Origin of the sequence: Pantoea sp. B270 (assembly GCF_018726825.1) — a bacterium.
GTDB lineage: Bacteria > Pseudomonadota > Gammaproteobacteria > Enterobacterales > Enterobacteriaceae > Pantoea > Pantoea dispersa.
Genome location: NZ_JAHCSX010000003.1, coordinates 408,185 through 428,154 on the forward strand (window position 1 = coordinate 408,185; position 19,970 = coordinate 428,154).

Annotated in this window: 11 protein-coding genes; 7 read left to right on the plus strand and 4 right to left on the minus strand. The window is 59.0% G+C overall.

Annotated elements, in window-relative coordinates; translation table 11 throughout:
* Positions 1 to 4: 4 nt before the first annotated feature.
* From KOL70_RS21355 to KOL70_RS21365, 3 genes are all read right to left on the minus strand, one after another.
* Positions 5 to 1,435 carry a PLP-dependent aminotransferase family protein gene (locus KOL70_RS21355; protein WP_058757217.1) on the minus strand — a complete coding sequence of 477 codons (1,431 nt, stop codon included), beginning with the start codon at positions 1,433 to 1,435 and terminating at the stop codon, positions 5 to 7.
* Positions 1,436 to 1,722: 287 nt separating this feature from the next.
* Entirely contained in the window at positions 1,723 to 3,813 is a 2,091-nt protein-coding gene (locus KOL70_RS21360; RefSeq protein WP_215481552.1) for a bifunctional diguanylate cyclase/phosphodiesterase, read from the minus strand.
* A gap of 162 nt (positions 3,814 to 3,975) precedes the next feature.
* The gene (locus tag KOL70_RS21365; RefSeq protein ID WP_215481553.1) at positions 3,976 to 6,075 is read right to left on the minus strand and encodes a bifunctional diguanylate cyclase/phosphodiesterase; all 2,100 of its coding nucleotides are present in this window, start codon (positions 6,073 to 6,075) and stop codon (positions 3,976 to 3,978) included.
* 547 nt (positions 6,076 to 6,622) lie between these two features.
* Between KOL70_RS21365 and KOL70_RS21370 the strand changes: the two genes are divergently transcribed.
* The 5 genes from KOL70_RS21370 to KOL70_RS21390 are packed head-to-tail and all read left to right on the plus strand — an operon-like array spanning position 6,623 to position 11,831.
* Positions 6,623 to 7,192, plus strand: coding sequence for a spore coat protein U domain-containing protein (locus KOL70_RS21370; protein WP_021509578.1), 570 nt, complete (start codon positions 6,623 to 6,625; stop codon positions 7,190 to 7,192).
* Positions 7,193 to 7,214: 22 nt separating this feature from the next.
* Positions 7,215 to 7,718, plus strand: coding sequence for a spore coat U domain-containing protein (locus KOL70_RS21375; protein ID WP_021509579.1), 504 nt, complete (start codon positions 7,215 to 7,217; stop codon positions 7,716 to 7,718).
* Positions 7,719 to 7,741: 23 nt separating this feature from the next.
* On the plus strand, positions 7,742 to 8,440 hold the full coding sequence (locus tag KOL70_RS21380) for a molecular chaperone (RefSeq protein ID WP_215481554.1): 699 nt from the start codon (positions 7,742 to 7,744) through the stop codon (positions 8,438 to 8,440).
* Positions 8,440 to 10,872: a fimbria/pilus outer membrane usher protein gene (locus tag KOL70_RS21385; RefSeq protein ID WP_215481555.1), complete on the plus strand. Its 2,433-nt coding sequence runs from the start codon at positions 8,440 to 8,442 to the stop codon at positions 10,870 to 10,872. Before KOL70_RS21380 ends, KOL70_RS21385 begins: the two co-directional genes overlap by 1 nt.
* The gene (locus KOL70_RS21390; RefSeq protein ID WP_215481556.1) at positions 10,869 to 11,831 is read left to right on the plus strand and encodes a spore coat U domain-containing protein; all 963 of its coding nucleotides are present in this window, start codon (positions 10,869 to 10,871) and stop codon (positions 11,829 to 11,831) included. The genes KOL70_RS21385 and KOL70_RS21390 overlap by 4 nt, the downstream gene beginning before the upstream one ends.
* 948 nt (positions 11,832 to 12,779) lie before the next feature.
* Here KOL70_RS21390 and KOL70_RS21395 read toward each other — a convergent pair.
* Positions 12,780 to 14,102 (minus strand): MFS transporter, encoded by a 1,323-nt coding sequence (locus KOL70_RS21395; protein ID WP_021509584.1) that lies wholly within the window; start codon positions 14,100 to 14,102, stop codon positions 12,780 to 12,782.
* A gap of 401 nt (positions 14,103 to 14,503) precedes the next feature.
* Between KOL70_RS21395 and KOL70_RS21400 the strand changes: the two genes are divergently transcribed.
* Complete coding sequence (locus KOL70_RS21400; protein WP_216864149.1) at positions 14,504 to 16,348, plus strand: Ig-like domain-containing protein; 1,845 nt, start codon at positions 14,504 to 14,506, stop codon at positions 16,346 to 16,348.
* 193 nt (positions 16,349 to 16,541) lie between these two features.
* Positions 16,542 to 19,961 carry an Ig-like domain-containing protein gene (locus tag KOL70_RS21405; RefSeq protein WP_215481557.1) on the plus strand — a complete coding sequence of 1,140 codons (3,420 nt, stop codon included), beginning with the start codon at positions 16,542 to 16,544 and terminating at the stop codon, positions 19,959 to 19,961.
* Positions 19,962 to 19,970: the final 9 nt, after the last annotated feature.

The following is a 19,970-nucleotide window of genomic DNA, read 5'->3' on the forward strand; positions in this document are numbered from 1 at the left end:
CCACTCACTTCTCTACCGCAACGCCCTGCGCCAGCTGACCAATTAACGCCCCCAGCGTCTCTACCGCCGCCTCGGCGCGTGCATCCCATGGCCAGGCGGTGTTGAAACGGAAGCAGTGGCTGAAACTCTCGCTGCTGGAAAACAGCTGGCCCGGCGCAATACTGATGCCCTGCTGTAGCGCCAGATGATACAGCTGCGTGGCGTTAATCTGCTCCGGCAAGGTAATCCACAAAAAGTAGCCACCGGGCGTATCGCTGATATGCGCCTCGGCAGGCAGCACGCGGCGCAGCGCCTGCTGTGCCAGCTGTTTGCGCTTCGCCAGCGTCTGACGCAGCTTTTTCAGATGCGTATCGTAGCTGCGGGTGCTGAGAAAATCCGCCAGCGCCAGCTGCATCGGCGCGCTGGTCGAGAGCGTACTCATCATCTGAATACGCTGCACGCGCTGCGCGTAGCGCCCCGCCGCGACCCAGCCCACGCGAAAACCCGCCACCAGATTTTTCGAAAAGCTGCCGCAGTGCAGCACGTAACCCTCGCGGTCGAACGCTCTGGCCGGCAACGGCTTATCGTGGCCGTGATACAGGTCGCTATAAACATCATCCTCTATCATCGCCACCTGATAACGCGTCAGCAGTGCCACCAGCTGCTGTTTGCGCTCGGCGCTAAGCGTGAAGCCGAGCGGATTCTGCCGGTTGGTCATCAGCCAGCAGGCTTTCACCGGCCAGCGCTGCAGCGCCTGCTCCAGCTCATCCAGATCGATGCCCTGCTCCACATCGCTGGCAATAGCAATCGCGTTCAGCTTAAGCCGTTCAATCGCCTGCAACGCGCCGTAAAATGAAGGGTTTTCGATCACCACCCAGTCGCCCGGTTCGGTCACCGCCTGCAGGCTGAGATTCAGCGCTTCCATTGCACCGTTAGTAATGACGATGTCATCCGGCGACAGCGTAATGCCCTGCTGCGCATAACGCTGGGCGAGGATTTTTCGCAGCGCTTCATTACCGGGCGGCAGATTATTCAGGGCATCGGTGGGTTTAAGATTGTGCGAGACCTTCACCAGCGAGCGCATCAGCTGGCGCTGGGGAAACAGTTCCGGATCGGGGAAGGCAGAACCAAACGGCATGATGGCCGGATCGCGCGTCGCCTGCAGCACATCAAACACGAAGCTGTTGGTATCGGCCTGGTCGGTTTTAGCGATTGCCTGCGTCGGCAAACGCGGACGGCTCTCCGCCGCGCGCGGTGCCACGTAGTAGCCCGACTGCGGCTTCGACACAATCCAGCCCTGGCTCTCCAGCACCTCGTAAGCGTGCATCACCGTCATCAGGCTTAACCCGCTCTGCTCCGCCTGCTGGCGCAGCGACGGCAGCTTTTCACCCGGCGGCCAGATGCGTGCTTCGATTTGCGTACGTAGCTGATCTACCAGCTGCTGGTATTTGGCCATGGCGCCTCCGCTGCGGAAATGTCGCGCGCCAGTTTACATGGATTGGTTCGGAGAGGATATCGCGTCCTCAGAGACATTCAGAACTGATGTTGCATCGTACGACTGGAAGCTGAGCGAAGGTGTCGGGGATGCTGCGGCTTTTTTGTTGGGTGGGGTGTGGTCTGGCCCTCACCCCGGCCCTCTCCCGCACGCGGGAGAGGGAGAAAAGACACACAGCGTGCACGTGGGAGAGAGAAAAGACATACCGCACGCGGGAGAGAGGAGCTCCTGGCGGCAGAAACCAGCCCCTACTCCGCCGTCAGCGCCGCGGGTTTGTCTTTAACAAAATCCGGTAACTCGCTGATGCGCTCTGGCGGTAGCGGTTTGCCCAGCAGGAAACCCTGCAGGGTGTCGCAGCCGAGCCCGGTGAGGAAAGCCTGCTGATCCTGGGTTTCCACGCCTTCGGCCACCACTTTGAGATCCAGCGATTGCGCCAGCGCGACGATGGCGGAGACGATGGTGGCATCTTCCGACTTGGCCTGCAGCTCGTTAACAAAGGCACGGTCGATTTTCAGCTCGCTGGCCGGTAAGCGCTTGAGATACAGCAGGCTGGAGTAGCCGGTGCCGAAGTCATCAATTGAGGCTTTTACCCCCATGCTGGTCAGCTCGGTGAGGATGCGCACGCTCTCTTCCGGATCGCGCATCGCCGTGGTTTCGGTGACTTCCAGCGTCAGCAACTCCGCCGGGATCTGGTGCTGTTCCAGCGCCTGCGTCACGGTGTCGACCAGGTTGCACTGCTCAAACTGCAAGGCAGAGAGGTTCACCGCCACCGACCAGTGCGGATGGCCCTGCTGGTGCCAGATGTGCAGCTGGCGACAGGCCTCGTTGATCACCCAGTTGCCGATATTAATGATCATGCCGGTCTTCTCGGCGATGGGTAAAAACTTGTCCGGCGTCAGCAGGCCGCGCGTCGGGTGCTGCCAGCGCAGCAACGCTTCGAAGCCAATGATCGGCCCGCTCGGCGCACAGTACTTAGGCTGATAGAACAGACGCAGTTCGTTGCTATCCAGCGCCTGCCACAGATCGTTATTAAGCTGCAGCTGCGACTGCGCCAGCGTGTTCATGGACGGCTGGAAGAAGTTATAGCCGTTACGGCCGTTGTTTTTGGTGTGGTACATCGCGGCGTCGGCGTTAAACATCAGCTCGCGCTCATCCTTGCCGTCACCAGGATAAACGGCGATGCCGATACTCAGCGACACCATCAGCTCGTAGCGTGACACGCTAAACGGGCGATCCACGGCTTTTACCAGCGCATCCGCCACCGCTGCGGCATCATTGGGATCGCCGATCTCAATCAGCAGCACAAACTCGTCACCGCCCAGCCGCGCCAGCGTGTAGTGCCCTTTCATCTGGTCGGTCATGCGTTCGGTTACCGCAATCAGCAGGTTATCGCCGACGTGGTGACCAAAGGCATCGTTGACCGCTTTGAAACCGTCGAGATCCATAAACATCAGCGCAAAGTGCGAGCGCTCGCGGTTGGCCTTGTTGATCGCCTGCTCGAGGCGATCTTCCAGCAGGATGCGGTTCGGCAGTCGCGTCAGGTTATCGTGCAGCGCCAGCTGCGCCAGCTCGCGGTTGGCCTCTGCCAGCGAGCGCGCGAGGATCGAGGTGCGCGCCTGCATACGCGCGTCGAGCATCGAAACCAGCAGCGTAATACCGAGAATCGCCAGCGTCACCACCGTGACCAGCATCGCCAGCCAGTCGCTGTTCACACCGTGATGGGTGGCGTGACTGTGCATCGGGAAGTTCGCCGCTGCCATGCCGGTATAGTGCATACCGGCAATGGCACAGCCCATCACCACGGCCGCCCCGACGCGCAGTAGCGTAACGCGGCCATGTCCTTCGCGCAGGTTGAACGCCAGCCACAGCGCGGCACCGGAAGCCACCAGCGCAATCAGCACCGAAACCGCAATCCAGCCCCAGTTCCAGCTGATGCCCGGCTCAAACATCAGCGCCGCCATGCCGGTGTAGTGCATCGCCACCACGCCGGAACCCAGTACCAGCGCGCCGCCCAGCAGCCGTCGCCACGGCAAGTCGCCGGACGAGCACACCAGCCATAGGGCAAAGATGGAGGCGAGAATCGCCACCACCATTGAGGCGGCGGTGAGCAGCGGATCGTAGCTCATCACCATATCCAGGCTCATCGACAGCATGCCGATAAAGTGCATGGCCCAGATGCCCACGCCCATGGCGAAACCGCCGCCCAGCAGCCAGACCAGCGCCACCCGTCCGGTGGAGGAAGCGACGCGCCCCGCCATATCCAGCGCGGTAAACGAGGCCAGCATCGCTACCAGTATCGAAACGATAACGGTAAACGCATCGTACGAAGTCACTAACATAGTGATTTCCCATATAAAAAAGCTGTGTTAAGTCAGCTGTGGTGTTGTTGAAATGAAAAAGAAAATGTTGGTTTTATAATTGAAATTATCGGCAGACCGGCTGCCGATATGAGTCACTGAACGATGAAAGCTTCCGATGTGAAGGAGAACAAAAATTGCTGGTCAGGCGCCGGTGAGCGGCAGCACGTTATCAGGAAAGTGCGGCGCAATCTGCGTTGATGCAGTGAATTCGCCGATGCGCTCCGCCGGCGTTGGTTTCCCCAGCAGATACCCCTGCAGCGTGTCAAAGCCGAGACCGGTCAGCAGGCGCTGCTGCTCTTCGGTCTCCACGCCCTCCGCCACCATGCGCAGGTTAAGGCTTTGCGCCAGCGTCAGCATGGCGGTCACCACGGTTGCATCCTCACTGTCGGCACGCAGGCTGTTAATAAAGGCGCGATCAATCTTTAGTTCGCTGGCCTCAAGATGCTTGAGATGCAGCAGATTGGCGTAGCCAATGCCAAAGTTGTCGATGGCCACTTTGACGCCAAGCCGCTGCAGTTCGGCGATGCGCTGCTGGCTGAACTGCGGATCTCGCATGGCGATGTTTTCCGTGATTTCCAGCATCAGCGCGCCTTCCGGCAGCTGGTAGCGCTGCAGCGTCTGGCGCAGCGTGTCGATCAGATCGCGCTGATGAAACTGCAGTGCGGACAGGTTAACCGAGACGCTCCAGTCGCGGTTGCCCTCGTCCTGCCACTGCCGCAGCTGGCGGCAGGCTTCGTTGATCACCCAGTTGCCGAGCGCCACAATCTGGCCAGTTTTCTCGGCGCGCGCCAGAAACATATCCGGCATCAGCAAGCCGCGGCGCGGATGCTGCCAGCGCAGTAACGCCTCAAAACCCATCAGAATGGTCCCGCCCGCGCGAAACTTCGGCTGGTAGAACAGGCGCATCTCCTGGCACTCCAGCGCGTTCCATAAATCGTTGGCCAGCGCCAGCTGATGCTGCGCCACCGCGCTCATCACCGGTTCAAACAGGCTCCAGCCGTTACGCCCGCTGTGCTTGGTGTGGTACATGGCCGAGTCCGCGTTGAACATCATCTCCTGCGGGCTGCGGCCATGCTGCGGGAAGATCACAATACCGATGCTGAGCGAGACGCGCAGCGAGTAACGATCCAGCTCAAACGGTGCATCAATGCTGTGCACCAGCCGCTGCGCCAGCGCTTCAGCCTGCGTTGCCGCGTACTGCGGACACAGCATGACAAACTCATCGCCGCCGAGGCGCGCCAGCAAAATGTCCGCTTCCAGCTGGGTGCGCAGCCGTTCCGCCACGGCAACCAGCAAACGATCGCCGACGTGATGCCCCCAGGTATCGTTCACCGCTTTGAAGCCGTCGAGATCCATAAACATCAGGGCAAAGGGCTGGTCATACAGCGTCGCGTGTTTGATTTGCGTGCTGAGCTGCTGGTCCAGCATGACGCGATTGGGCAGTGCAGTGAGATTATCGTGCAGCGCCAGCTGGCGCAGCTCGCTGTTGGCGCGCCGCAGCCGGGCGGCAAGACGCGCCGCGCGCAGCTGGGCGTCCAGCATCGAGATCAGCAGCGTCAGACCGAGAATGGTGAGCGTGATGATGGTTACCCACACCGCCAGCCCCTCCTGCCCCATGCCGTGGTGCTGCATGCTGCCGGGCGCGCTGAACTGCGCGGCCGCCATGCCGGTGTAGTGCATGCCGGCAATCGCCACCCCCATCGCCAGCGCCGCGCAGGCGCGCATCAGCAGCAGGCTCTCGCCATGGCGCAGATGGAATGCCAGCCACAGCGCGGCACCGGATGCGCCGTAGGCAATCAGTACCGACAACGCCACCAGGCGCAAATCCCAGTGAATGGCGGGTTCGATCAGCAGCGCCAGCATGCCGAGATAGTGCATGGCAACCACGCCGCTGCCGAGGATCACCGTGCCACGCAGCAGCCGGCGGCGCGTCAGATGGCTGCCCTGCAGGCCCTGCGCAAAGGCGAAGATGCTGGTGAGAATTGCCATCAGCAGCGAGAAGGCGGTGAGCGGAATGTCATAGCGCATGGTCATCGGCATCATCATCGCCAGCATGCCAATGAAGTGCATCGCCCAGATGCCAATGCCCATCGCCGTACCGCCGGCCACCAGCCACAGTTTCGCCAGCAGGCCGCGCGACACGGCGACGCGCCCGGCGGTATCCAGCGCCGTAAACGCCGCGATAAACGCCACAATCAGCGAAACGGAAACCAGAACGCTATCCCAGGTAACCAGCAACATGTGCGCTCCTCAACTCAACCCGCGGCGGCGCAGGTGCGGTATCGTCAATTAACAACAGAAAAAGTGGAAACATCAATGAGAGGCAGCTAATGACCACCCGCGCTGTGGCGACACGAAAACAGATCCATAAATAACTGGAGGTATTGCACGGCTATTTTTTATTCTCATCGTCTGTCGCGGCCGGGAAAAGTAATGATATCTGATTAATGCATGAACATAGCATTGAACCTGAAGTCGCGGTAGAGGGGGAAAACACTTGCCGTTTGGTTTTTTTAACGGGCCGCCAGCCCTTGTTATGACTGCGTTATCGGCGAAAAGGGAGAATTGATTAGCGAAAATTCTCCGGTGCGTTGTACAAGCGGCAAAAGGGTGTTCTATAGTAAATAAAACTGATATAAATCACTAACTCAGCCTTTAAGAATTTTCTTAGGTGGCAGGGCATTAAGTTCGTTTGCCGATCGCGGCGTCTTGTTATTTACGGGTTCGTTTCATTAATAAATCACCAGGCGAAAAAGCACTGACCTTGGATAATCAGTAAGGATTGATTATGAAACTCAAGCTTTTTCTTTTGGCTACCAGCCTGAGCGCCGCGCTCGCCCCTGCAACGGTTTTTGCTGCCACCACAACGGGAACCATCAATGCCACATTGACGCTCACCACCGGCTGTCTGGTGAACGGTCAGTCCGCCACCAGCGGGGTTAACTTCGGTACCCTGAACTTCGGTAGCAGCGCTGCAACCTTTGATACCTTAAACGCCACCCTGGTGGGTGCATCCGGGAACGGCATTTTTGTCCGCTGCACCACCGGCCAGACCTTCAATGTGCAGGTCACCAGCAGTAATCCGGCACCGGCCACCATTTACGGTACGGTGAGCGGCCAGCCGCGTTACCTGATCCTCGGCTCCAACAATACGCAGGGCATTGCTTACACGCTGTACAGCGACGCCGCGTTTACCACCGCCATCGCCAACAACACCAACATTGCCGCCAGCGGCACCACCGATCCGACGCTCGGCACCAACTATGCCATTTACGGTCGGGTAGTCGGCGGCGGCTTTAACCCACTGATTCCGGCCGGTACCTACACCGATACCATTAACGTGGCGGTGAACTACTGACGCCAGCGGTGGGGTAAGAAGGATGGTCTGGCTGCTGCGCGCTGGCAGCCTGGCCCTGCTGATAGGGAGCGTCCCGGCCTGGAGTTTGCCGACGGCCACCTTCCAGGTCTCTGCGTCAGTGGTGGCAGGCTGCGTGATTTCCGGTACCAATACCGGCGTGTTTGGCACGCTGAATTTTGGTACCCAGTCGGGCGTGGCGAGCAGCAGCGTCAGCGCCAGCTACGTGCAAAGCACCACCCTCACCCTCGCCTGCACGCCGGGTACCGCCCTCAGCATGAGCATCAATGGCGGCAGCAATTACACCAGCAGCCGCAATCTCAAACACACCAGTAACACCGATACCGTGGCCTACAGCCTGTATACCAACGCAGCGCACACCACGGCGATTCCGGTTAACTCGCCGGTGGCGCTGAGTTACAGCAACGCCAATAACATCGTGCTGCCGATTTATGGCCTGTTAACCCTGCCCGGCCCGACGCGCGCCGGGACCTATACCGATACGTTAACCGTCACCCTGAGCTGGTGACGGCAGCATAAAAAGGATGAAAGATGATAAGCCTGCGCGCCCTGCTTCTGTGGTTTCTTCTGGCCCTGTCGCCCGCCAGCTTCGCGGCCAACTCGCTGATGATCTGGCCGATCGATCCCGCCATCAATCCGCAGGAAAAAGCCAGTGAACTGTGGCTGGAGAATCGCGGTAACGCCACCACCATCATGCAGGTGCGCATCTTCAACTGGCAGCAGATTGACGGCCAGGAGCAGTATCAAACGCAGCAGCAGGTGGTCGCCAGCCCGCCGATGGTGCGGCTGGAGCCGGGGCAGAAGCAGCTGGTGCGTCTGATTCGCCAGAGCGCGCCGCCCGCGGGCGTGGAGCAAGCCTATCGCGTGGTGCTGGATGAGATCCCGACGCCGCGCTCGCCGGGCGAGAATCAGGCCGGGCTGACGTTTCAGATGCGCTACTCGGTGCCGCTGTTTGTCTATGGCGATGGCCTGACGCGCGATAGCGCCAAAGCCGATCTCAGCTGGCGTCAGGTCAGCCGCGACGGCAAACGCTGGCTGGAGCTGACCAATCGCGGCAACGGCCACGCGCGCCTGAGCAACGTCACCGTCGGCGGTCGCGCGCTCGGCAACGGCCTGTTTGGCTATGTGCTGGCTAACAGCAGCCACCGCTGGCCGCTGAACAGCCCTGTGAGCGGTGAACTCGCGGCCGAGGTGAATAAAACTCACTGGCGCAGCGCTGCCGCGCGCTGATGAAACTGACGCCGCCTCCCTGCGCGCTGGCGGTGACCAGCGTGCTGTGTTTTTCCCCGCTGAGCAGCGCAGAGACTTTCTCTGAGCTGCCACCGCCGCCTGCCGTCAGCCACAGCGCCAGCGGCCAGCAATACATGCTGGAACTGGTGGTGAACCAGCGCGAACGGGGCGAGATTGTGCCGGTCGAGCGGCGCGACGGTGAGTTCTGGCTGCGCAGCGGCGATCTGCAGCGCGCCGGCATTCCGGCGGCGAAGCTGGCTGGCGAACAGGTCGCTCCCGGTCAGTTGGGGGAGGTTAAAGTGGAATACGATGAACGCCGTCAGCGCCTGCTGCTGACGGTACCGCCCGCCTGGCTGCCAGAGCAGACGCTCGGTCAGCCGCAAAACGGTCCGCGCTATCCCGGCCAGGCCAGCAACGGCGCGCTGCTCAACTACGACTTCTACGCTACGCGCACCGACAACGCCGGTTCGCGCCTCTCCAGCTGGAACGAGCTGCGCCTGTTCGGTCCGGCCGGCCAGTTCTCCAGTAACGGTGTCTATATTCAGCAGCTTGCGGGCGATACCAGCGGCCAGCAGCAGGGTTACATTCGCTACGACACCTGGTACAGCAACGAGAACGAGAACGCCGCGCTGAGCTGGCGCGCCGGCGATCTGATTACGGATGCGCTGGGCTGGAGCAACAGCGTGCGCCTTGGCGGCGTGCAGATCGCGCGTGACTTCAGCGTGCGACCGGATCTGGTCACCTACCCGCTGCCGGCCTTTAGCGGCCAGGCGGCGGTGCCGTCGTCAGTCGATCTGTTTATCAATGGCTATCGCAGCGCGCAGGCCAACGTTCAGCCGGGGCCGTGGTCGCTGACCAATGTGCCGTTCGTTAACGGGGCGGGCGATGCGGTGATCACCACCACCGACGCGGTCGGTCGTCAGGTGACGACAACGCTGCCGTTCTACGTCTCCAGCAGCCTGTTGAAAACCGGCCTGTCCGATTACGCCTTCTCCGCCGGGGCGATTCGCGAGAACTACGGCATCAAAAACTTTGATTACGGCGCAGCGGCGGCCAGCGGATCCTATCGTTACGGCCTGCGCGACTGGCTGACGCTGGAATCGCATGCCGAAGGCAGCAGCGACGTGGCGATGGGCGGTGCCGGCGCGCTGGTGAAGCTGGGCAGCCTGGGCGTCATCAACGCCGCGCTGGCGCAGAGCCAGCTGGACGGCAGGCCCGGCACCCAGTACAGCTGGGGTTACCAGTACAACAACAGCTGGTTCAGCCTCGGCACCCAGCACACGCTGCGCAGCGCGGATTTCGGCAACCTGGCGCTGGTCGGCAGCCGCGGCGACAGCGCCAATACCAGCTATTCGCTCGCCAGACGCAGCGCGCAGTACACCGCCAGCCTGTCGCTCAGCCAGTACGGCAGCCTCGGTCTGGCGTATCTGGACATCGCCGGCGGCAGCGGCGATCGCACCCGCCTGTGGAATTTATCGTGGAGTAAAAACCTGTGGGGCAACAGCAGTCTGTACATCTCCGCCAGCCGCGACCAGCAACAGGGCGACTGGAGCGGCGCGATTTCGCTGGTGATTCCGTTTGGCGAACAGAGCAGCGCATCGATCAGCGTCGAGCGCGATCAGCAGGGACAAAGCAATCAGCGCCTGTACGTGTCGCGCGCCATGCCGAGCGACGGCGGTTTTGCTTACGATGCGTCATGGGCGCATCAGGGCGGCGACAGCGGCGATTATCGTCAGGGCAGCCTGCGCTATCGCAACAACAAGATCGATACTTCCGCTGGCTTTTACGGCGACGATGACAACACCACGCAGTGGGCTGATTTCACCGGCTCGCTGGTGCTGATGGACAACCATGTGTTCGCCGCCAACAACATCAACGATGCCTTTGTGGTAGTGAAAACCCGCTATCCGGACGTGACGGTGCGCTACGAAAACCAGACGATGGGCCGCACCGATGACGCTGGCTATTTGCTAGTGCCGTCCATCAGCAGCTATTACGGCGCGAAGTACGATATCGATACCCTCGATCTGCCGGCTGACATGACCGCGCCGAGAGTGGAGCAGCGCTTCGCGGTGAAGCGCAAAAGTGGCTATCTGCTGAATTTCCCGGTGGAGCGCCTGCGCGCCGCCAGCGTGATCCTGCACGACAGCAACGGCCAGCCGCTGCCGGTCTCCAGCCAGGTGTTGCGCCGCGATCGCGCCACCGAATATGTCGGCTGGGACGGCCTCGTGTGGATGGAAGATCTCAGCGCCAGCAACCCGATGCGCGTGGTGACGCCGGACGGCCGCCAGTGCGAGACCACGCTGGCTATTGCTGAGGGGCAGCCTAAAGCGCTGCAGACTTACGGTCCACTCACATGCCCGCTGCCACCTGCCGCGCCCGGTATGGCAGTGAATGCCGCCAACAACTCACAGTCAGGGATCTCGCCATGAGGAAATTTCTGTTCTTGCTGCTGTGGCTGCTGCCGGCCAGCAGCTACGCGCTCTGTTCGCTTTCGGCCCCCAGCGCCAGCTTTGGCACGCAAACCACGTTTTACGTGCAGTCGACGGCGGTCAATACTTCCAGTAACACCAACGTTAACTGCGGCACCGGCACGCTCAACCTGCTGGGCAGCGATTACGTCGCCTATGCGTTTACCACCGCCAACTACCTGAGCGGCACGCGCGCCACCATGAAGGCATCGGCCAGCGGCACCGATAACGTGCCGATTCAGCTGTGCATCGACAGCGCTTGTGCCACCGAACTGCGCCAGGGCGGCAGCTATCGCTGGAACTCTTCCGCGCTGCTGGCGCTCGGCAACAGCCTCAATTTTGTCATTCCACTCTATTTCCGCACCGTGCCTGGCCAGGTGATTGCCGCCGGCAGTTACACCACCACCATCACGCTGACGGTGAGTTATAATGTGTGTGCCGGGTTAAATGTGGCCGGCGTGTGCGTCGGCACGGTGCAGAGCAGCAGCGGGACGGCGATGCCGATCACCGTGAATATGGTCATCACCAACGACTGCACCACGATTACGGCGCCGAACGTCAGCTTCGGCAGTGCACCGCTGGTCGGTAGTTTTTCTACTGTGCAGCAGACGATTAACGTGGTGTGTTCAAAGGGCAGCACGTATACGGTGGGACTGAGTAATGGCAGCTATTACAGCGGCACCACGCGCCAGATGGCGAGCGGCACTAACCGGCTGGCGTACGATATCTATAAAGGCACCACCAACACCAATCGCTGGGGCCCGAGCGGCAGCGACCGCTGGAGCAGCGCGACCTCGACATCGCTCAACGCGGATACCGTGACGCGCAACTTTACCTATACGGCGCAGATTCTGACTACGCAGAATACGCCCGCAGCGGGCAATTACAGCGATAGCGTGGTGGTGGATGTGGCGTTTTAGCGGGTGGGTAAGGAGTGGGTGATTCCCTCATCCCCCGCCTTCTCCCGCCAGCGGGAGAAGGGGCCGATCGCGCGGGCGTTGAGGTGAAGTGCAGGTCTGTGAAACCGCACCGAACGGTTCCCTCTCCCGCGTGCGGGAGAGGGTCAGGGTGAGGGCCAGCGCGCAGAGCAGGAGCATGCTTGCCCCCTCATCCCCCGCCTTCTCCCGCCAGCGGGAGAAGGGACCGATTGAGCGGGGGTTGAGGTAAAGCGCAGGTCTGCAAACCGCACTGAACGGTTCCCTCTCCCGCGTGCGGGAGAGGGTCAGTGTGAGGGCCAGCGCGCAGAGCAGGAGCAGGCTTGCCCCCTCATCCCCCGCCTTCTCCCGCCAGCGGGAGAAGGAGCCGACCGGGTGGATGTTTAGGTGAAGCGCAGGTTTGCGAAACCGCACCGAGCGGTTCCCTCTCCCGCGTGCGGGAGAGGGTCAGGGTGAGGGCCAGCGCGCAGAGCAGGAGCAGGCTTGCCCCCTCATCCCCCGCCTTCTCCCGCCAGCGGGAGAAGGGGCCGAACGAGCGGGTGTTGAGGTGAAGTGCAGGTTGGTGAAACCGCACCGAGCGGTTCCCTTTCCCGCGTGCGGGAGAGGGTTAGGGTGAGGGCCAGCGCGCAGAGCAGGAGCAGGCTTGCCCCCTCATCCCCCGCCTTCTCCCGCCAGCGGGAGAAGGAGCCGACCGGGTGGATGTTTAGGTGAAGCGCAGGTTTGCGAAACCGCACCGAGCGGTTCCCTCTCCCGCGTGCGGGAGAGGGTCAGGGTGAGGGCCAGCGGGAGAAGGAGCCAACCAAGCGAGTGTTGAGGTGAAGTGCAGGTCTGCAAACCCGCACCGAGCGGTTCCCTCTCCCGCGTGCGGGAGAGGGTTAGGGTGAGGGCAAGTGGGAGAAAGTTAAAGTGAGGCCCAGCGCATACCAACTCGAACTACAGCGACGCGCCCACTACCGTTGCGCTGTGCCGCGCCTGGTACTGTTTCACCATGCGGCCAATCAGCAGCGTGCCCACCAGGCCGCACACTGCGGCAAACGACAGCCAGACGCCCGGCATCGCTTTATCGCCTGTAGCATGAATCAGATAGCTCGAAATCGCCGGCGTAAAACCACCAAACAGCGCGGTCGCCAGGCTGTAGGCCAGCGAAAAGCCCGAAGCGCGCACTTCAGCCGGCATGATCTCCGCCAGATATACCACCATCGCGCCGTTATAGCTGGCGTACAGGAACGATAACCACAGCTCCGCTTCCACCAGGTGCGCAAAGGTCGGCGATCCCACCAGCCCGTGCAGCACCGGCCAGGTTGTCAGGATCATCAACACGGTAAAGGTAATCAGCAGCGGCCGCCGCCCAACGCGGTCCGACAGCGCGCCCATCACCGGCAGCCAGAACAGGTTAGAGATGCCGACAAACAGCGTAACGAGGAAGCTCTGCTTGTCACTCATCATCAGCACGGTTTTACCAAAGGTCGGGGTGAACGCGGTAATCATGTAGAACATCACCGTGGTGGTGACCACCATCAGCATGCCGGCCAGCACCAGCGCCCAGTTCTGTCCCACGGAACGCACAATCTGGCCCATCGACGGGTGCGATTTGCGCTGGCTGAAGGCTTCGGTCTCTTCCAGCATGCGGCGAATCCAGAACAGGAACGGCACAATCAGACAACCGACCACAAACGGAATACGCCAGCCCCATTCGGTCACCGCGTCCTTCGCCAGCAGATGATTAAGCCCCAGCCCCAGCAGCGCGGCAAAGATTACCGCTACCTGCTGACTGCCCGACTGCCAGCTGACGTAAAAGCCTTTACGGCCTTTGGGAGCCACTTCAGACAGATAAACCGAGACGCCGCCCAGCTCCACGCCCGCCGAGAAACCCTGCAGCAGGCGACCCAGCAGAATCAGAATCGGAGCCGCCGCGCCCAGCGTGGCGTAGCCTGGTACCAGCGCGATAGTCAGCGTACCGAGCGCCATCAGGCCGAGCGTCAGCAGCAGCCCTTTACGCCGGCCGTGATGGTCAATGTAGGCCCCCAGTATAATCGCCCCGAGCGGACGCATCAGGAAGCCGGCGCCAAAGGTCATCAGCGTCAGCATCAGCGAGGCAAACGGATCGTCGCCCGGGAAAAAGGTTTTTGCAATGGCGGTGGCGTAGTAGCCAAACACCATAAAATCGTACATCTCAAGGAAGTTACCGCTGGTAACGCTAAAGATGGTTTTGGCACCGCCCTGCGATGACTTTTGTAAAGCGTGACTTGAGCTCATATCGTCCTTCCTGGTTTTTCTCCTGTTTTAGCCTGCCGGCGCGTGAATAGATGTGATCCTGTTCACCATTGCACTTTACAAAAGTACAAACAAAGGTAACAAATAGTTAACACGGCCGGTCCGATCAGCTTATGAGGAAAGTTAATAATTCTGGGCTTTCCAGGTGACAGGTGCAGCACAGACTATCGACTTTACTAGTGACATAAATTCAGCGATATCAAACCTCAACAAGCAATATCATGAGCCATATCCCACTCTTTTTAATGCGCTTTTCATTAGCAGAACTTATTAAGATCAGTCTTAGAAACGAGACGATTCTGGTACATGCCGCCATCCCCTCCCCCGTTATGCTGGGCAGGTAACGGTAATCACGCCGTTGATGATTTTGGTGGAGAATACTTATGCTAACACCTCTCAGCTTTGACCCCTTTTCATCCATTAATACCTTGCGAGTGGGCACACCTTATCCGCTGCTGAGCGGCAGCCTGCCGGCGCAGGCCGGTGAAATCATTGAATTCATTATCAACGATCACCGCTACAGCACGCCGATTGCCGCCGACGGCAGCTGGTCATTTCAGCCGCCGTTCTCGCTGAGCGAAGGCAGCCACGACATGGTGGCGTGCATCGGCGACAGCGGTGAGCCGCATCCGTTCTCTGTTGACGTCGCACTCTCGGTGCCGGACAAACCGGCGATCACCGCGCTGTTTGACGACGTCGGCAGCGAAACCGGCCCGGTCGGGCGCGGTCACACCATTGATGACACCACACCCAAAGTGCAGGGCTATGCGCTGCCGGGCAGCACGGTGCGGCTGTACGATCACGACAGGCTGATTGGCAGCACCGTGGCCAGTAAAAGCGGCGAATGGTCGCTGGAGCCGCTGCTGGGCGCGGGCGGGCATCAGCTAACCGTCACCGCGACCGACGAGTTTGGCCGCGTCAGCGAACCCTCTAACCACTTCGACGTCACCGTGGTTGAGAGCGGACCGGTGCCGCCGACCATCAGCTACGCGATTGACGATGTCGGCACCGTACAGGGCCAGCTCGCCAGCGGTTCCACCACCGACGACTTCTCGCCGCTGATCGTGGGCCGCGCGGAGCCGAACAGCATCGTTTATCTGTTCGCGCAGAACGATCACGGCGGCATCGGCTATAAAGGCAGCGTTAAAACCGATGCCAACGGCGACTGGGTAATTCAGTCACGCGCGATGATCAGCGGTGACGGCATCTACACCTTCTATGCCTCCTACGAGAACAGCAAAGACGACTACCGCCCGGATTTCAGCCTTAATATGTCGGCGCTGGAGAATCTGCGTCCGGCTATCGACTGTGCGCGTGACGATACCGGCGCCCATACCGGCCAGGTGTACCATCGCGGCACCACCGACGATAAAACGCCGGTGCTGGAAGGTCGCGGTGCGCCGGGCAGCATCGTTGAGATTGAGTACAACCTGAGTAACAGCGGCTGGCACAGCGCGGGCAGCGTGACGGTCGATGCGCAGGGCAACTGGCAGTTCGCCGGCTTCGAACTGACCTATTTTGGCGAATGGGGTTTCCGCTCGCGCGGCGTGGCCGATGGTAAAGCCAGCGCGTGGAGCGATAAGTTTGAACTGCTGGTGATCCCCGGCGCGCCGCTGGAACCGACTATCGACTACGCCTGGGACAACGCGGGCCCGCTGCAGGGGCCGGTTTATCAGCACGACTCAACCGATGACACCACGCCAACGCTGCACGGCAGCGGCACGCCGGGCCAGGTGATTGAGATCGAATATGGCGTGCAGGGTGAAGGCTTGCGCCACGCCGGCAGCGTGCTGGTCGATGCCGACGGCAAGTGGAGCTTCACCTCGCCGTATCTGCATCAGCCTGGCGTGTGGGAATATCAGGCGCGCGCCTCGACCGGTGAGATGAAGAGCAACTGGAGCAGCAAATTCGTGCTCGACGTCAGCCCTGACGCCGCGTTCGATCAGCAGGCGCAGGATGAAGCCCAGCCGGACGCGCTGACGCTGCACCAGTTACTGAGCGAAGGCGGCAAAGGCCTGTTCATTGAGGATGACAGCACCCAGCTGCTGGTGAACGGCAAGCCGGGCGACAGCGTACAGCTGCAGGATATCCTGCCGGCAGGCGAAGCGGTCGATGGCTGGACGCAGCAGACCGGCACCCTGACCATCGCCGGTACGCAATACCACGTCTGGAGTCACGGCGACGCCGAACTACTGGTGCAGGACGGCGTGCAATTACAACTGGTGTAACCCCCGATGCCGTGCGCGTAGCACGGCATCACCCTGCCCTCTTTTCCCGGCTTTTCACCCGTTCGGACTTTTCTCCCTTCGGGACAGGTCTCATACAGCGTTTTACGTCATCTATTACAAAATGCGCACTTTATAACAAGGCGCAGCGGGCTTTGCTGCAATAAACCCAACGTAAAACACAGGAATAATCTCCATGGATCTGTTTGATTTTAAAGAGGTGAAGTACCTCGAGCGCGACACCAACACCCCAACGTTTTTCGGTAAAATCGATTCAGAAGTGGGTAAAGGCGGCCAGGTAATGATTACGCTTGGCGACAGGAATTTCTTTGTCGACATCAACCCGCAGGACGGCAGCTGGAAGTGGACGCCACCGGAAGCGCTGACCGACGGCGAATACAGCCTCTCCTTTATGACCATCGATACCGCCGGTAACCTCAGTACGCCGTCACAGCGCACGCTGATCGTTGACACCACGCCGCCGGCCGCACCGACGCTGCTCAACCTGTACGACGATCAGGGCGCCATTACCGGCAGCTTTGACGCCGGTAAAATGACCGATGACCGCCGCCCGACCCTGACCGGTATCGCCGAAAAAGGCACCGTGGTGTATCTGAAAGAGGGCAACACCGTGATCGGCAGCGCCAAAGCTGACGAGAAAACCGGTCTGTGGACCCTGGAGCCGACGGTGGATCTGGCGGATGGTCGTCACAACCTGACGCTGGTGGCTGCGGAAACCTTCGCCGGTAAGGTGCGTGAGGGCAAAGTATCCGATGAGTTTAACATTACCATCGGAAAAGACGGCGACGTGCCGAGCGATCCGGGCGGCGTGGCCAAAATCATTGAGGCTATCGATAATGCTGGCAGCCTGACCGGCTCACTGAAAAGCGGCGGCATCACCGATGACACCACGCCAGAGCTGCGCGGCAGCGCGCCGGAAGGCAGCGTGGTGCGCATTCAGTACCGCAACGATAAAGGTGAATGGATCGATGGCGGCAATGCGGTAATGAACGGCACCAGCTGGAGCTGGACGCCAAACCCGGCGCTGGGTGCCGGTAACTGGGAATTCCGCGCCAACGCCGGCAGCGGCTGGACCGACGAATTTAAGCTGGATATCGATCTCGCACCGGCGGCAAAAACGGAAATCACTCACGCTTACGATGACTTTGGCCCGTTCACCGGCACGCTGGGCAACGGCGCGATTACCGATGACCGTACGCCAAACCTGCACGGCCGCGCCGAATCTAACAGCCTGGTATATATTCACTATCGCAACGTGCTGGGCGCATGGGAACTGCTGGACAGCGTGACTGCCGGCGCCGATGGCCGCTGGGAGTATGAGACTGACCGCCTTTCTCCAGGGACGTATGAGTTCCAGGCGGGAACGTCTGGCACACGTGATACGAACGGTAAACCGTTTGGGCTGCAGATTGTGGCGCCGGGCAGCGTCGCCCCAGAAATATCTATGGCCTGGGATGATGTGGGCAAAATCACCGGTGAGGTGAAATCGGGCGGGCTGACCAATGATACTCAGCCGGAGCTGCGCGGCAGTGCCGAGGCGAATGCGGTTGTGCAGGTTGAGTACTCACGCGACGGCAAAACCTGGCATAGCGGGTCAACGGTTGCGGATGCGAATGGTCGCTGGTCGTTTACGCCCAAGGAAGAGCTGGAATATGGTAACTGGGATTTCAGGGCGAAAACCACTAATGGCAATAGCTACAGTGCAAATTATTCGTTAAATATTATTGACAGTGAAACCATTACTCATGTTTACAACTTTGAAGACATTACCCCTGTCAATATCACGAAAAATGTGAATTACGGAAATCTGACATTTATCTATAAAAAGCATGATAATGTCACTACAGCAATAGAAGATCATGAGCGCTGGGGCGGGTTTTTCGTCATCCGAAAAGATAGCAATGTTAATGAATTTGTCCAGAAAGTAAATTTCCAGGAGAAAATAAATTACTTTGAACTCACCGCGCTTGATTGGGAAAGTACCAAGTCATATATCAGTTTCTTTGATGAGAATGGGAAAGAACTTGGACGAGTTTATCCCCATGGTGAAAGAAGTAATACCAGAGAGATATTGCAATTTAGTTCGGGCAACTCAGAGATCAGCTATGCTGAGATTCATATTATAGGTTCACTTACTGCGTATGGTATTGATAACATTATTACTCAAAGATACTCTAATATAAATGTTAGCGATCTCAACCATGGGTTCGAAACTTTCGACACGCTTACAGCAGGTAAAAAGTATGCACTGAACAAAGATGAAACAATAGGTAGTGGACTGATATTTAGAACCTTTTCAGGCTCTGAAGCAGAAGTGTATGAAAATGCAGCAATAAATAGTCATAACTCATTGTATTTAAAAAACAACTCTCATTATCAAATTGATTTCGATAAAACCGATAAGATATCCTTTGATTACAATCATATATTCCATCCTGAGCGTCATAAAATAAAAATATTTTCCACAACAGGAGAATTACTATTCGAAGGTCCATTGAAAGCCACAGATAACACATATGAAAAATTCGAATATATAGCTCAGCCCGGAAAAATGATATCAAAAATTGACTTCATTGTCGGAGATGACTCCGGACCTGAAAATACTAATGATGGAGGGTTCACCATTGATCACATTGCCTGGGGCCTCAATATTGGCTCTGGCCTGGAGTCATTTGACAAATACGACATTGACTTCAAATTCGACATGACGCGGGTTAACGTTTTACTGGGTGGCGTCAGTTTTTCTGGAAAAGCGCATGAGGGTGTAGTTTCAAATATAGGAGCCTCCAGAGTTTTTAATGGCCATGGTGAACATCGTGCATTTGTATTAGGCGATAACTCCACTTACACGTATGACTTTGGCAGCACAGAAAAGATCGAGTTTGCGCTAAGCACTGTTCACTCAGCCAATCAGCATGAGATTATTGTTTATTCAACTACCGGCGAAATTCTCTACCGTGAAATGATTGCACCCGTAGGTTACCGTACTAATACAGCTCCTGACACCTATCAGTTTATTGCACCACCGGGTAAAAAGATCGGTCATATCGATTTGGTGCTGGGCCAGGAAACCACAACGGATGACAATGATGCCGGCTTTACCATTGATGACATCAAGTGGGGCGAATACGTTCATCCGGAGGTCAACACCAACGGCGGCAAACTGTATCTGTTTGACGAAAACGACCTCTATGACCCGATCCAGGTTTTCGACGCCGATAATCAGCTCTATCAGCTGCTGGTCAACAGCGAAGATCAGACGGTGATTTTTGCCGACCAGGTGGAGGACGGCAGCAAAACCAGCGTGATTCAGATGGACAACGCCGGCAATAACGCCCTGACGCTGAGCCTGCAGGATGTGCTCAGGCACGGCAGTGAGAACCTGGCGATTGATGATGCCACTAAGCAAATTATCGTCAACGGCAATCAGGGCGATACCGTGCGCCTCGAAGACATCCTGCCGGAGGGCAGTGAGCAAAACGGCTGGGCCGAGCAGGCTGGAACCGTGACCATTGCCGGCACCCAGTACCACGTCTGGAGCAACGGCGACGCTGAGCTGCTGGTGCAGGACGGCGTGAAAACCGAGCTGGTGTAAGGGAGAGCC

What these genes read in the sequence shown, in the direction of transcription:
- KOL70_RS21355 (WP_058757217.1), bottom strand. Translation starts at nt 1,435, where the DNA reads ATGGCCAAATACCAGCAGCTGGTAGATCAGCTACGTACGCAAATCGAA.
- KOL70_RS21360 (WP_215481552.1), bottom strand. Translation starts at nt 3,813, where the DNA reads ATGTTAGTGACTTCGTACGATGCGTTTACCGTTATCGTTTCGATACTG.
- KOL70_RS21365 (WP_215481553.1), bottom strand. Translation starts at nt 6,075, where the DNA reads ATGTTGCTGGTTACCTGGGATAGCGTTCTGGTTTCCGTTTCGCTGATT.
- KOL70_RS21370 (WP_021509578.1), top strand. Translation starts at nt 6,623, where the DNA reads ATGAAACTCAAGCTTTTTCTTTTGGCTACCAGCCTGAGCGCCGCGCTC.
- KOL70_RS21375 (WP_021509579.1), top strand. Translation starts at nt 7,215, where the DNA reads ATGGTCTGGCTGCTGCGCGCTGGCAGCCTGGCCCTGCTGATAGGGAGC.
- KOL70_RS21380 (WP_215481554.1), top strand. Translation starts at nt 7,742, where the DNA reads ATGATAAGCCTGCGCGCCCTGCTTCTGTGGTTTCTTCTGGCCCTGTCG.
- KOL70_RS21385 (WP_215481555.1), top strand. Translation starts at nt 8,440, where the DNA reads ATGAAACTGACGCCGCCTCCCTGCGCGCTGGCGGTGACCAGCGTGCTG.
- KOL70_RS21390 (WP_215481556.1), top strand. Translation starts at nt 10,869, where the DNA reads ATGAGGAAATTTCTGTTCTTGCTGCTGTGGCTGCTGCCGGCCAGCAGC.
- KOL70_RS21395 (WP_021509584.1), bottom strand. Translation starts at nt 14,102, where the DNA reads ATGAGCTCAAGTCACGCTTTACAAAAGTCATCGCAGGGCGGTGCCAAA.
- KOL70_RS21400 (WP_216864149.1), top strand. Translation starts at nt 14,504, where the DNA reads ATGCTAACACCTCTCAGCTTTGACCCCTTTTCATCCATTAATACCTTG.
- KOL70_RS21405 (WP_215481557.1), top strand. Translation starts at nt 16,542, where the DNA reads ATGGATCTGTTTGATTTTAAAGAGGTGAAGTACCTCGAGCGCGACACC.